Raw genomic sequence first — 13,988 nt, forward strand, 5'->3', positions numbered from 1 at the left:
AAAAAACGGATATCTTTATGGCCGAGGAGCTGCTGACATGAAAAGCGGGTTAGCCGCTATGGTCGTTGCCGCCCAAAAATTTGTTAAGCAATACCCCAATCATAACGGTACAATCGGATTCATCATTACCAGTGATGAAGAAGGCCCAGCAAAAAATGGAACGCGCAAAATAGTGGAACATTTACAAAAAAAGAATATAAAAATGGATTATTGTATCGTGGGTGAAGCCAGCAGCAATAAAGCCTTGGGCGATGCCATTAAAATCGGCCGGCGGGGATCACTTCACGGTTACCTCACTATTTTCGGCAAGCAAGGCCATATCGCCTACCCAAATTTAGCTGATAATCCCATTCATCGCTGTTTCCAAGCATTTGATGTTTTAGCAAAAACGATTTGGGATCAAGGAAATGATTATTTTACCCCTACTTCGTTGCAGTTTTATCATATTGAAGCAGATGGGGGGGGCGCTAATATCATTCCAGCAAAATTAAAAGCCAAATTTAATTTTCGTTTCTCCCCTATCCATTCTTCAGAAATACTTCAAAAAAAATTCGAAACGATTCTCGACCAACAACAGCTCAAATATGAGATCCAGTGGAACCTCTCCAGCCAACCTTTTTTTAGCGGGAATGGCAAATTAGCAGACATCACCCGTGAGACCATTAAAGAAATTTGCCAGCGTGAGACTGAACCCAATACATATGGTGGAACTTCCGATGGCCAATTTCTGGCTGCTGCTGGTTGTGAAGTCGTTGAACTAGGGGCCTGTCAATAAAACCGCTCATCACGTTAATGAGAATACTGCCATTGCAGGTCTTGATAATCTTTCTGAGATATATTTCCAGATCCTTCGGCAAGCCCTTTGTTAATACTATTTTAAGATCAAAGAGTTATACTACCTTTTTGGCAAATTGTGCGGAATTTCCGGAAGTAGGCTTTCTCAGCTCAGCCCACTTCGCAAAAAGGGGCCCCTGGAATGTACCACACTACCGCAAACTAGGATGAGTCCACCCGGGGCTAACTTATTGCACTTATCGGCATTCTAGTTTAATCTGGATCATTTTCGCGTTATTGTGGGGATAACTGAGAATAAGATGTCTAGAACGTGACAGGAGAGGTGCTCGAGTGGTTGAAGAGGCACGACTGGAAATCGTGTGTGCGCTAAACCCGTACCCGAGGGTTCGAATCCCTCCCTCTCCGACATCTGACTAGTCCCGTATATTAAGGATGGAGAACCCATCTACAGCCAATCTTGCCGCACAGATGGACATTTGGAATATGATACGATACGTATTCTAAGTTCGGTGGCCACCGGAGGTCCCCCTCGCGACAAATTGCCGTAAACCCCGCCAGGCCCGGAAGGGAGCAACGGTAAACGGTGGATTTGGGTGCCGGGTATGGCCTTTTGTGGCTGCTTTTTTAGGAATGGATCGATGGTTCATCAAGTCTTAGCACGAAAATGGCGTCCTCGATGCTTTCAAGAAGTGATCGGTCAAGCGCCAGTTATTCAGGCCCTAAGTAACGCTCTTAATCAACAATATCTCCATCACGCTTATCTATTCACCGGCACCCGGGGCGTAGGTAAAACGACTCTAGGGCGACTGCTCGCTAAATGTCTTAATTGTGAAAAAGGTATTACCGCTAATCCCTGCAATATCTGTGGAAGTTGTAAAGAAATCGATTCCGGTCGATTCCCCGATCTTTTTGAAGTAGATGCAGCCTCTCGCACCAAAGTAGAAGATACGCGGGAGCTGCTGGATAACATTCAATATACGCCAATGAAAGGCCGGTTTAAAGTATATCTAATTGACGAAGTGCACATGCTTTCGGGTCATAGTTTTAACGCCTTATTAAAAACTCTGGAAGAACCGCCTAGCCATGTTAAATTCATCCTTGCCACTACAGAGTATCATAAATTACCCATAACCATCTTATCCCGCTGCTTGCAGTTTCACCTCACCGCGCTCTTACCGGCCCAAATTACCACTCATTGTGAAAACATCTTAGAAAAAGAGAATATTGAATTTGAAAAGGTGGCACTCGATCTATTAGCTCGAGCTGCTAATGGAAGCATTCGCGACGCTTTGAGTCTTTTAGATCAAGGGATAGCTTACGGGAACGGGAAGGTCCTTACAGCTGATATGAAAACTATGCTCGGAATCATTGAACCGACTTTATTGTTTGATATCCTAGAGGCCCTTACCCACAAAGAGGGAAATGATCTGCTGAGCTGTATCAACAAACTGTCCCAACAGGGAGCGGATTTTTCTAATGCTCTTAGCGAATTATTGGGCTTACTTCACCAAATTGCGGTTATTCAAGCGGTTCCTGACGCTCAAATTGAAAACGATAATGAACGACTGCGCCAGCTAGCGAACCTCCTTCACGGCGAAGATGTGCAGCTCTTCTATCAAATTGGCCTATTAGGGCAACGAGATTTACCCTATTCTCCCAGTCCACAAATGGGATTTGAAATGACACTATTACGAATGCTTGCCTTTTACCCTGAATCGACGTCGCCAGCAATTAAAAATAAACCGTCTCAGAAAATCGCTAGCTCAACGCACTCTTCTTCATCATCTGAAGAAATTCAATGGTATCAACTATTACCTCAATTAAATTTGACAGGCGCTGCTCTTGCTTTAGCACAACAATGCAGTCTCAACCGAAAAACTGAAACGCATTTGCATTTAACTTTAAATCCCAAACAAAAACCCTTGCTGCAAGAAAAACAGGTCCAAAGAATCTCGGAAGCAGTAAACAAATATTTTAATCGATCTATCAGTGTGAAAATTGATGTCAGCGAAAATTCCGGAGAAACACCCTCTGCCATCGCTGAAAAAGTAGCTCAAAATCGCCAGATGGAAGCAGAAAAAAGAATTTTGAATGATCATCAGGTTCAGCGGATAATGCAAACTTTCAACGCGACTGTGGTAAAGGAAAGCATTATTCTGCATGAAGAAAAAGCATAAAAGGCGGGACGAAAAATAATAACTATCCAAATTGAGTGAGTATTTCAATGGCAACATTACCAGAAACCGATAATCGCCTAACTGGTAGACATCAAAAACAGCATTATAGACATGCAGCAACAAATGCAGTCTACCTATTCCAATCTAGCTGATATGAAATTAGTCGGTGAATCGCACAACAAAACAGTTCGGATTACAATGACGGCAACTTATAATTTTGAAGATATTGAATTTGACGAGCGCGCATTAAAAGGCGGGATTAAGGAATTTAAATGGCATATTCGCGAAGCCCAGAAAAATTTGAGTGAAGCTATTCAAAAAACTACTAGAAGAAGGTAGAGAAGGAGAAGATGGTCGACAAGAAGCCCTTACGGACGGTTCTACCACCTAAGAGAGAGATCTTTGTTTAGCCCACTGATAAAACAGCTTATAACTTCGCTTCAAAGCTTACCCAGCGTGGGGCCCAAATCTGCACAACGGATGGCTTTTCATCTTCTTGCAAAATCTAGACGAACCAAGGGATTGGCTTTGGCCAAATCTCTACAATCCGCTATTAATCAAGTTGGAGAGTGTCAATTATGCCGGATTTACACTGAACAAAATGTATGTGACATTTGTGGTAATCTAAAACGTAATCCGACTCTCTTATGCGTGGTAGAAAGTCCAGCCGACGTAGCTGCCCTCGAGCAAACTCAGATCTATTCAGGTCGTTATTTTGTGCTTCAGGGACGTCTTTCTCCCTTAGATGGCATAGGGCCTTACGAAATTGGAATTCCTATTCTCCTTGAACGCTTACGGAACGAAACCATCACAGAACTCATTATCGCTACCAATGCAACCATGGAAGGCAAAGCAACAGCACATTATATTGCAAATCACATAGATCAGACTAAAATAAAGTGTTCGCGCATTGCCCATGGCGTGCCAATTGGTGGTGAATTGGAATACCTCGACGGTGGTACATTAAGTTACGCGTTCCATTCCAGAGTACCTGTTGAAAATTAAAATTAAATTGAAGAGGTGACAATGATTGGTGGCAAATTTAATCTCGGTAATTTGATGAAAAATTCAAAAAAAATTCAGGATATGATGCAGAAAGCGCAGGAGAAATTATCAAAAATTGAAGTTACTGGTGAATCGGGTGCTGGCATGGTTCAAGTAACCCTTACAGCTCAACATGAAGTCATCAACCTCATTCTCTCTGACGAACTTCTAAAAGAATCAAAAGAAGTTATTGAAGATCTCATCAAAGCCGCTTTAAACCACGCCAATCAAAAAGTTATTAAAATTACCCAAGAAAAAGTAATGTCTGCAGGTAGCCTCTTTGGTAGCGACTTTGGTAGCAAGGAAGAAAGCGAAAAATAATTCCGTAATTGCTTAATCTTACCCCTCTTCTGTGCTACTTTTTAGCAGAATCGGTAATTCTGCTTGTTTCGGATCATTTACTTTTTTAGCTTTTGGCCACGCATTTAATACTGCTTTCATCAACGTAGCTAAGGGAATAGCAAAAAATACACTCCAGAATCCCCAAATACCGCCAAAAACCAGAACTGATAAAATGATTACAATTGGATGTAGATCCATAGCTTCTGAGAAGAAAAGTGGTACCAATAAATTTCCATCTAAAGTGATAATTACAGCATAAACAATCATTAAATAAGCAAAATGCGCGGATAAGCCCCATTCCATTAAACCCACAATACCAATAGGAATAGTAACGATCGCTGCGCCAATATAGGGCACAATCACAGACAACCCTAATAGCACCCCTAATAAAAAGGCGTATTGCAGTCCTAATAGCGCAAAAGCGATAACCGAAACAAAGCTAACAATAATTACTTCAACCACCCGTCCCCGAACATAAGCACCGATTTTTTGATTCATTTCCTGCCAGACAATTCGAATAAGTCCACGTCGCTCTGGTAAAAAACAGCTGAGCCAAATACTAATAGCTTTTCCATCTTTTAAAAAGAAAAATACGAGTAAAGGCACTAATAAAAAATAAAGAATAATCTCAATAATGTCAGGGATCGAAGCTAGGGAAAAGGATAAAATAAATTGTCCAATTCGGGCTGATTGCTGATGTAAATAAACAGCAAAGTTGGTTAGAGGATCCGTCGGAAACAATTTGGGATAGTGGTGCATGAACTGAGTCATCCACGCTTGGCCTTTAGTAATAGCCCGAGGAAATTCATGCACCATGCTAACAAGCTGTTTCCACATTAACGGCAGCAAACCAAAAAGAGCAAGTACAAAAAGACCTAAGAAAAAGAGATAGACTAGCGTAACCGCAAGCCAGTGGGGAACCCGCCATTGTTCCAACCACCGCACCGGTGAAGCAAAGAGATAAGCAAGCACCACACTTATCACTACTGGCAATAAAAATTTCCCAAAAAATTCAATTAATAAAAAACCAAAGACTAAGGTGAAAAACAGGGCCAATGCTTCTGGGTCCGAAAAATGACGAACAAACCAATTAGAAATACCTTGCAAAATGGGATTTTTACTATTATGCATCAACTTCAATATCTCTTATACTTTTAATCATCATCATCGCTGCGTTTACGGCCTCAGTTCCTTTATTACCTCGTTCTCCGCCTGCGCGGGCAAAAGCTTGTTCTTTATTTTGCGTGGTCAAAACACCAAAAATAATGGGTATTTCATATTCTAAGGCTACTTGTTGACATCCCAAGCTTACTTGCTGACAGACGTAATCATAATGATTAGTCTCTCCTCGGATGACTGCGCCCAAGCAAACAATGGCATCATAACGTTTAGTTTTTGCTACTCGTTTTGCCATTAATGGAATTTCCACCGCCCCCGGCACCCAAACCGTTTTAATCTGATTTTCTTTAACATCCAACTCCACTAAACGAGCCAAAGCTCCAGTTAATAATTTCTCCATCACTGGTTGATTAAATTGACTAACCACAATAGCAAATTTAAGTTGACGTATCATTAATCGGCTCCGCTGTTAAATTTAACAAGTGACCCAATTTTTCTCGTTTTGCCTTTAAATAACGAATATTATCGCCTATCGGGACTGCTTCTAAAGCTACTCGTTCTAAAACTTCGATTCCATAACGCCTTAAACCTGCAACTTTGTTAGGGTTATTGGTTAATAAAGAAACTTTTCGTACTCCCAAAACCCGCAATATTTGCGCTGCCAACCCATAATCCCGCAAATCTGCTGCAAAACCAAGGTGATGATTCGCTTCTACGGTATCCAAGCCTTTTTCTTGCAAAGCATAGGCTTTTATTTTATTCCCTAAACCAATGCCACGACCCTCTTGGCGTAGATAAAGTAAAATTCCTCCACGATTAGAGATTTGATCTAACGCGGCTTCCAATTGCCAACCGCAATCGCAGCGGGAAGAGCCAAACACATCGCCTGTTAGGCATTCCGAGTGAACACGTACCAGACAGCATTTATCACTTGACTTTTTCTGACTAATTAAAGCCACGTGTCTAAGTTATCGATCCAACTGCGAAAAGTTTTAATTGTAAATTTACCTTGATTTTTAAGTGGCAACGTAGAAGCAGAAATTTCATCAATCAAAATTTCATGATTGATGCGATGAGTAATCAAATCATGAATACTGACAAGCGGAATCTGATGGCGTTCGGCAAGATGTTGTAAATCGGGCAAACGCGCCATACTACCATCTTCACTCAACACCTCACATAAAACAGCGGCTGGCTTCAATCCTGCCAAACGACACAAATCGGCACTTCCTTCGGTATGCCCCGGCCGGGCTAAAACCCCTGCATCTTTCGCTTTCAAGGGAAAAATATGGCCAGGCATAACAATATCGTCAGGCCCGCTTTTCTCATCAATCGCGATGCGAATTGTGCGAGCTCGATCCTGAGCTGAGATTCCTGTTGTGACATCATAAGCTCCTTCAATAGATACCCCAAAAGGAGTTTGATAACATGATCGATTTCGAGCAGCCATCATAGGAATATTTAAACGTTCAAAATCGCTAGGCATCATTGCCAAACAAATTAAACCTCTTCCATATTGAGCCATAAAATTAATCTGCTCAGCCGTAACGTGTTCGGCAGCGACAATCAAATCGCCTTCGTTTTCTCGAGATTCATCATCAACCAGAATAATCATTCCGCCTTCACGCAAAGTCTTTAAAGCAGTTTCGATACTATCAAACGCTTTGTTCATTAGATATTATCTCCCGTGTTGTTTGAACAGTAATTTTTGCTATTAAATCAAATTCGACATTCACCTCGCGTCCTATTACCAAATCTTTTAAATTTGTTTTCTCTAACGTGTGAGGAATTAACATCACGAAAAAGACATCTTTCATTACATGGTTAATTGTTAAACTCACTCCATTTATTGCTACACTGCCTTTTTTTATCATATAAAGTTGAGATTCTTCTGAAATACCATTAAAAACCATTCGAGCGAATTTAGTCTCTTCTTCTTTAGATGTTAATATAATGGTTTGATCGACATGACCCGTGACAAAGTGCCCCCCCATTCGGTCCATTAATCGTAAAGCACGTTCCAAATTGACTCGATCGCCTATTTTATAAAAGCGTGCTGAGGTACGTGCTAAAGTTTCGGAAGATAATTCACAAAGAAAACCGTTCAATTTCGCTTCGACAACGGTCACGCAAACGCCATCCACTGCAATGCTTTCTCCAGGCTGTAAATCCAGAAATTGCGTCTCAACATATACCACTGTCCGTTCCGGCAACATTTCAATAGACTGTATTGCTCCGCAATGGTCAACAAGACCCGTAAACATAATCTCCACTCACTACATTAAAACAGAATGGTATCTACAATCACGACCAAAGGGCTTAATTATCGAAAGGAAAATAATAAAGCTAATAGTTTTTCCACCTTCTTCCATCCAGATTTTAACCATCAGCTCTGGAATTCACTATCTGCCCTCCCAAACTGAGAGAAGCTTGCGGGGCTCATTTTACAAAAAAATCAAAGCCACTAGGGACTTTCACCCCGCCCTAAAGGTCTTTTTTAGTAGTACAGTAACAAATCTGACCAGAAAGTCAACTATCCCCGTTCTAAGCATTACTTTAGCTACGACCGCGGTGACTGGATGGGGCAGGGAGGGACTGAAATGAAACTCTCTAAATTTAATTCAAAACTTGATATCACACACAACATCCTGCCCAATCTGACGCCATTGAATGCGATGCTCTTGAAAATCAAAAGGCAATTGAAAAGCAGAGGTAGCTTGATCACCCATAACTTTAGGGGCAACATAAATTAAAGCACGATGGATTAATCTTTTATGCAAAAAAGATTGAAAGCATTCCCCCCCCGCTTCCACCCAAAGATCGTGAACTCCATCCACTCCAATCGTACTTAAAACTTGATTAAGGTCCAAACCTTCTTTGGTTCCAGTTACTCCGACACAACGGATATTTCTTTCAGCAAGGGCTTGTTTACGCTTCTTATTAGCAGGTTCTTTATAAAAAACAACTAACTTTTCTGCCGTCCGATGAACACAGGCATTTGACGGTAAGCGTAGATCAGAATCGAGAATATAAACCAGCTTTTTTATTGTCTCGTTGACAAGACGCACATTTAATTGAGGATCGTCCTGCAAAATTGTATTTATTGTCGTCAGCAACGCATCACTTTTTTTTCGAAATTCATGGGTATAAAGTTTCAACTCTTCTCCAGTCAGAGCGAAAGGTTTGCCTTTAATCCCCGCAATTTTACCGTCCAAACTAAGTGCTAATTTGATGGTTATCCAAGATCGCTTGTTAGCCGTCCAATAGGAATAACTTTCATAAAAGGATTTAATTTCAGGTGTCTCCACCAAAAAACAATCAATTCCTGCTTGTTTTAGCACTTGAGCCCCTTTATTAAAAACATTCGGATTAGGATCAGCCAAGCTATAATAAACTGCTTTTATTCCAGTTTTGATAATCAAATCAGTACAGGGTGGCGTTTTTCCGTAATGGCAGCAGGGTTCCAAAGTAACATACAAATCTGCTCCTTTCGCATTTTCGCCAGCAGAATTAATAGCTTCTACTTCCGCATGGGGAAGCCCGCTCCGCTTATGAAATCCTGTAGAAATAATTTTATTATCTTTGACTAAAATAGCGCCTACTGCGGGATTTGGTGCACAAAATCCCCGCCGAATTTCAGCAAGCTCCAATGCCCGTTTTAAATAAACTTCAGGATTATTCATTAGCTTCTAATAAACAAGGATTATCACTGAAAACAGCATCCAACCCTTAGGTAAACAAACTTCGAGCGACATCTGCATCGTTAACAGTATAAACAAATAAATAGTAAGAGGCTTGTTTAATAGCTTTGATTCTTTCTGGATTTAATTTCTTATAATTTAGATGAATCGATACGCATTGATGTATTTCCAACAATACTTGCCATTTCCTAGGGGCAGGTATTAAAATAATCCAGTATAATCCAGCAAATATAACCCAGCAAAAAATGATTGCCCTCTTTTCGCATTGCCTTGCAAACAAGCGGACGAAAAACTGGAAATTAAAGGTTTTAGCAAATAATCTGGCCAGTATAGGCTTTTAATCCCAAAGCAACTTGCTTTGCTAATTTCTCTGCGTCAGAAACAGTTATTTTTAATTCAATATTAATTTCTAATTTAATTCTGCTGCTTGTTGTATATATTCAATAAAGCTGGGTACACGCATGGACAAAATCCCTACTGAACCAACTGCCTGCGTCGAGCTCAGAAATATCTGCTTTCGTTAATTTAGTTACTAAATCCAAGCCATTTCTCGCCCCCAGCCAAGGTCGTGCAAAATAATCGCCTGCTTATCTTTTGTCAAGCGCACATCAAATTCCACTAATTTTGCACCTAATTGCTTGGCAGCTCGAAGCGAAGATAATGTATTTTCAGATGCAACTAAAGACACTCCCCAATAAGCAATTATTTTTGGTAAATTAAGCTGTAACAAAAAATCCTCCTCTTACATATTACCAAAATCCTTGCTACTATTGGTACACCTTTTTTCCGAGTTTTTATTAAAGGATTTCATTTATGCCACAAGCAAGTAAGCGAAATCATCCCACGCACGAAGGCTTGATACGTTATGCCCGAATGCTCGGCTTTGGTGACATTCATACTAAAATTGATCCCGCGAGTGGACTTCAAACTATCATTGCCATTCACAGCACTAAACGGGGCCCGCTATTGGTGGTTGTCGTTTCTACCATTACCCGTCGATAGGCTCAGCGTTAAAAGATGCTTTACGCTTATCCTATATGATGACCCTAAAAGCCGCTTTCAGCGATCTTCCTCACGGCGGAGCTAAGGCCGTCATTATGAAGCCTCCATCACTTACGACCGAGAAGCACTTTTTCGTTCTTTTGGTGATTTTGTTCATGACATGAACGGACGATACATCACAGCCATGGATATCGGAACAACGACAAAGGATATGGATATCATAGCTGAGCGCACATCCGAAGTAATCGGGCTGCAGGAACCGATGAAATCCAAGGTGATCCCTCCCCTTTCACTTCGAAAGGCGTTTTTCGTGGATTACAGGCCGCCGTTAAATTTAAATGGAATAGTGATAATTTAGAGGGCTTACATATCGCTCTACAAGGTGCCGGCAAAACCGCTTACTATTTAGCCAAACTTTTGCACCAACAAGGGGCAACCCTCACTATCTGTGATCCTAAGTCCGAAGCGACCCAACCCTTTGTGGATGAATTTAAAGCCACAGTGGTCTCTCCCGAGAAAATTTACGACGTAAAATGCGATATTTTCTCGCCTGCTGCTATTGGCGGTGTCATTAATTTAAATACACTCAACCGAATTAAGGCTCCCATTATTGCAGGCCCAGCTAATAACCAACTTGCTCATCGAAAATATGGTGTTATTGCTCATCAACGCGGATTTCTCTACGTTCCCGATTACGTTATTAATGCCGGAGGATTAATTCAAGCAGCTTCAGTGCATGATTATCATACCGTAGATGTCGCTAACAAATTAATCGAAAAATTATACGACCGTCTTTTAGAATTATTTAACCGTTCCATTAAAGAAAACAAACCAACCACCGAAGTAGCCGATTTAATGGCTAAAGAAAAACTTGCTGCCGCGAATTCTCATTATCTGGAGACGGTATGACACCCCAAACGACCACTGTTGCCAACTTTGCCGTTCAATATTTACAGTTTCTCGATGCGAACAGTCACCCTACCCAGACTTTTCCTGAATTTGCAAATCCTGATACTCTGTTGTATCTTTACCGTCAGATGGCTCTCATTCGCCACTTCGATAATAAGGCCGTTAACCTTCAACGCACCGGAAAAATGGGCACCTACCCCTCTTCTCGAGGGCAGGAAGCAGTAGGAATTGGCATGGGAAATGCCATGGAAGCCGAAGATATTTTTTGCCCCTATTATCGGGATCAAGGAACCTACCTCGAACGAGGAATAAAATTATCAGAATTTTTAACTTATTGGGGAGGAGATGAGCGAGGTAGCAATTACTCTAATCCTAACGTTAAAGACGATTTTCCCAATTGTGTTCCTATTGCCGGGCAACTTTTGCACGCCGCTGGAGTTGCCTATGCTATTAAATATCGAAAACAACATCGTGCTGTAGTAACGATTTGTGGAGATGGCGGCACTTCTAAAGGCGATTTTTACGAAGCAATTAATCTAGCTGGATGCTGGCAATTGCCGGTGGTTTTTGTGGTCAATAATAATCAATGGGCTATTTCGGTAGGCCGTAATCAACAAACCAGTTGCCAAACTTTAGCCCAAAAAGCCATCGCCGGAGGGTTTGATGGATGGCAAGTAGACGGTAACGACGTCATTGCTGTCCGTTATTCTGTTTCTAAAGCTCTAGAAAAAGCACGGGTAGGAGGTGGCCCTACCTTAATTGAGGCCATCACTTATCGTTTGTGTGATCATACCACTGCCGATGATGCGAGCCGCTATACCCCTTCCAAAGAGCTAAAAATAGCTTGGAAACGCGAGCCTATTGCTCGGCTTGGCTATTATTTAGAATCTCAAGGACTGTGGTCGCGAGACCAAGAAACGGAATTGCAAACGGAATTAGCCAATGAAGTCGATCAAATCGTGAAGGAATTTTTAAATAGGCCTCTACCTAAACCGACAGATATGTTCGACTATCTCTATGCGGAACTACCAAAATCACTTAAAAAACAACGTCATGAGCTTATCGGAGAAGAAGGGGAATGACCTATATTACATTGGTTGAAGCAGTCAATCAAGCGTTGGCCTATGAAATGACGAAGGACGATTCGGTTATTGTGCTAGGAGAAGACGTTGGTATCAATGGCGGGGTTTTCCGCGCTACCGTAGGATTGCTCGAAAAATTTGGACCGGAGCGAGTTTTAGATACGCCATTAGCTGAAAGTATGATCGCGGGGATTTCAATAGGAATGGCGGCTCAGGCTTAAAACCTATTGCCGAATTTCAATTTGAAGGATTTATTTATTCTGGTTTAGATCATATTTTAAGCCATGCAGCGCGATTGCGGAATCGAACTCGAGGTCGATTACATTGTCCTATTGTTTATCGCGCTCCTTTTGGCGGTGGTATCCATGCTCCGGAGCACCATTCAGAAAGTATGGAAGCCCTGTTTGCTCACATTCCGGGATTAAGGGTCGTTATTCCTTCTTCTCCCGCTCGAGCTTACAGGCTGTTATTAGCTTCTATCCGCAACCCCGACCCTATTCTTTTTTAGAACCAAAGCGGATCTATCGTTTGGTAAAGCAAGAAGTTCCTGATGATGGGGAAGCGCTTCCCTTGGATCAATGTTTCATTTTGCGTGAAGGATCTGATGTCACCCTCATTACGTGGGGAGCCATGATCAAAGAGACTATGGAAGCGGCGAATCAACTGGCTCAACAAGGTATCCAAGCAGAGATAATCGATGTTGCCACCGTAAAACCGCTGGATATGGATACTATCCTGCATTCTGTCGAAAAAACAGGGCGTTGCGTGATCATTCATGAGGCCCCATTAATCGGCGGAGTTGGGGCGGAGATTGCAGCAGGTATTGCGGAGCAAGGCTTACTCTCTTTATTAGCACCCATTAAGCGCGTAGCGGGATATGATACCATAATGCCCTATTTCCAATTAGAAAAAAAATACATGCCCAGCACCCACCGGATCGTTAAAGCGGTACAACCGTTGATGGAGTTTTCTTAATGAAATTTTTTAAATTACCAGACCTTGGAGAAGGCTTGCCTGATGCCATAATTCGTAAATGGTACGTGAAAGAGGGCGAGGAAGTGTCTGTGGATCAATTGCTAGTCGCTATGGAAACTGCAAAAGCACTTGTAGACGTTCCTTCTCCCTTTGCCGGTAAAATTGAAAAATTATTTGGCGAGCCGGGAGATATCATTAAAACGGGTCACTCTTTAATCGGTTTTGAAGGAGAGGCTGAAGAAGCAACCTCTCAAGACGCTGGTACAGTCGTTGGTGCCATTGAAACCGGTGAAACTGTTTTAAAAGAAGGAGCTACGAGCATTACTGTTCAAAAATCCGAAGAAAGAAACGTTGTTAAAACAACGCCGGCGGTGCGAATGCTCGCTAAGCAGCTTGGAGTGGATCTTTCCACCATTAAACCTCAAGGGGAAATGATTACTATCGACGAAGTTAAGCAAGCCGCTCAATTACAGAAAACTTCTTCAAAAAGCACTCCAATCAAAGGAGGGCTTACCCCTTTATCCAATGTGCGGCGTGCAATGGTTCTCAGCATGAACCAATCCCATCGAGACGTCGTTCCTGTTAGCTTAGTGGATGACGCAGATATTCAGGCCTGGGAAGGTCAACAAGATATTACGATCCGGCTAATTCGAGCTATTCAAGAGGCCTGCAAAGAAGTTCCCATCATGAACGCTTATTTCGATGGCGAGGAAATGGGCTATCAAATAAAAAAAATATCAATATCGGGATAGCAGTCGATACCCCCCATGGCTTATATATCCCTGTTTTAAAAGATGTTATCCATCGAAAGGATAACGAGTTACGCCAACAAGTAGATCGCT

11 protein-coding genes, 1 tRNA gene, 1 other RNA gene and 5 pseudogenes are annotated in these 13,988 nt (G+C 41.8%); 12 read left to right on the forward strand and 6 right to left on the reverse strand.

Going from position 1 to position 13,988, the window contains the following annotated elements:
• The 7 genes and pseudogenes from dapE to B1F79_RS06030 all read left to right on the forward strand — a co-directional run.
• Positions 1-869: pseudogene (gene dapE, locus B1F79_RS06000) on the forward strand (succinyl-diaminopimelate desuccinylase); the annotation flags it as partial.
• Positions 870-1,111: 242 nt separating this feature from the next.
• Positions 1,112-1,200: transfer RNA gene (locus B1F79_RS06005), tRNA-Ser, on the forward strand.
• 112 nt (positions 1,201-1,312) lie between these two features.
• Positions 1,313-1,410: signal recognition particle sRNA small type (gene ffs, locus B1F79_RS06010), an RNA gene on the forward strand.
• 23 nt (positions 1,411-1,433) lie between these two features.
• On the forward strand, positions 1,434-2,972 hold the full coding sequence (gene dnaX, locus B1F79_RS06015) for a DNA polymerase III subunit gamma/tau (protein WP_251366383.1): 1,539 nt from the start codon (positions 1,434-1,436) through the stop codon (positions 2,970-2,972).
• A 47-nt stretch (positions 2,973-3,019) separates the two neighbouring features.
• Positions 3,020-3,308: pseudogene (locus B1F79_RS06020) on the forward strand (YbaB/EbfC family nucleoid-associated protein); the annotation flags it as partial.
• Positions 3,309-3,374: 66 nt separating this feature from the next.
• Complete coding sequence (gene recR, locus B1F79_RS06025; RefSeq protein ID WP_251366384.1) at positions 3,375-3,977, forward strand: recombination mediator RecR; 603 nt, start codon at positions 3,375-3,377, stop codon at positions 3,975-3,977.
• Between the two features lie 21 nt (positions 3,978-3,998).
• Complete coding sequence (locus tag B1F79_RS06030; RefSeq protein WP_251366385.1) at positions 3,999-4,337, forward strand: YbaB/EbfC family nucleoid-associated protein; 339 nt, start codon at positions 3,999-4,001, stop codon at positions 4,335-4,337.
• Positions 4,338-4,355: 18 nt separating this feature from the next.
• On the opposite strand, the gene B1F79_RS06035 is transcribed toward B1F79_RS06030, so the two are convergent.
• The 6 genes and pseudogenes from B1F79_RS06035 to B1F79_RS06060 form a co-directional block, all read right to left on the reverse strand.
• On the reverse strand, positions 4,356-5,489 hold the full coding sequence (locus B1F79_RS06035) for an AI-2E family transporter (RefSeq protein WP_251366392.1): 1,134 nt from the start codon (positions 5,487-5,489) through the stop codon (positions 4,356-4,358).
• Positions 5,482-5,931, reverse strand: coding sequence for a 6,7-dimethyl-8-ribityllumazine synthase (gene ribH, locus B1F79_RS06040; protein ID WP_251366386.1), 450 nt, complete (start codon positions 5,929-5,931; stop codon positions 5,482-5,484). Before ribH ends, B1F79_RS06035 begins: the two co-directional genes overlap by 8 nt.
• Positions 5,915-7,149: pseudogene (gene ribB / locus B1F79_RS06045) on the reverse strand (3,4-dihydroxy-2-butanone-4-phosphate synthase). The gene ribH and the pseudogene ribB overlap by 17 nt, the downstream one beginning before the upstream one ends.
• Positions 7,133-7,741, reverse strand: coding sequence for a riboflavin synthase (locus tag B1F79_RS06050; RefSeq protein ID WP_251366387.1), 609 nt, complete (start codon positions 7,739-7,741; stop codon positions 7,133-7,135). Before B1F79_RS06050 ends, ribB begins: the two are co-directional and overlap by 17 nt.
• Positions 7,742-8,098: 357 nt before the next feature.
• Positions 8,099-9,160, reverse strand: a complete 1,062-nt coding sequence (gene ribD, locus B1F79_RS06055) for a bifunctional diaminohydroxyphosphoribosylaminopyrimidine deaminase/5-amino-6-(5-phosphoribosylamino)uracil reductase RibD (protein ID WP_251366388.1) — start codon at positions 9,158-9,160, stop codon at positions 8,099-8,101.
• 550 nt (positions 9,161-9,710) lie between these two features.
• Positions 9,711-9,908 carry a glycerophosphodiester phosphodiesterase gene (locus B1F79_RS06060; RefSeq protein WP_251366389.1) on the reverse strand — a complete coding sequence of 66 codons (198 nt, stop codon included), beginning with the start codon at positions 9,906-9,908 and terminating at the stop codon, positions 9,711-9,713.
• A gap of 39 nt (positions 9,909-9,947) precedes the next feature.
• On the opposite strand from B1F79_RS06060, the pseudogene B1F79_RS06065 reads away from it, so the two are divergent.
• The 5 genes and pseudogenes from B1F79_RS06065 to B1F79_RS06660 all read left to right on the forward strand — a co-directional run.
• Positions 9,948-11,089: pseudogene (locus B1F79_RS06065) on the forward strand (Leu/Phe/Val dehydrogenase).
• Positions 11,086-12,171 carry a pyruvate dehydrogenase (acetyl-transferring) E1 component subunit alpha gene (pdhA, locus tag B1F79_RS06070; protein WP_251366390.1) on the forward strand — a complete coding sequence of 362 codons (1,086 nt, stop codon included), beginning with the start codon at positions 11,086-11,088 and terminating at the stop codon, positions 12,169-12,171. Before B1F79_RS06065 ends, pdhA begins: the two are co-directional and overlap by 4 nt.
• Positions 12,168-13,146: pseudogene (locus B1F79_RS06075) on the forward strand (alpha-ketoacid dehydrogenase subunit beta). Before pdhA ends, B1F79_RS06075 begins: the two are co-directional and overlap by 4 nt.
• A 35-nt stretch (positions 13,147-13,181) precedes the next feature.
• Positions 13,182-13,898 carry a biotin/lipoyl-containing protein gene (locus B1F79_RS06080; protein ID WP_251366391.1) on the forward strand — a complete coding sequence of 239 codons (717 nt, stop codon included), beginning with the start codon at positions 13,182-13,184 and terminating at the stop codon, positions 13,896-13,898.
• The coding region (locus B1F79_RS06660; protein ID WP_251366393.1) for a hypothetical protein at positions 13,895-13,988 on the forward strand (94 nt) is incomplete at its 3' end. The genes B1F79_RS06080 and B1F79_RS06660, both read left to right, overlap by 4 nt.

It is taken from the genome of Coxiella-like endosymbiont of Rhipicephalus sanguineus (genome assembly GCF_018687865.1).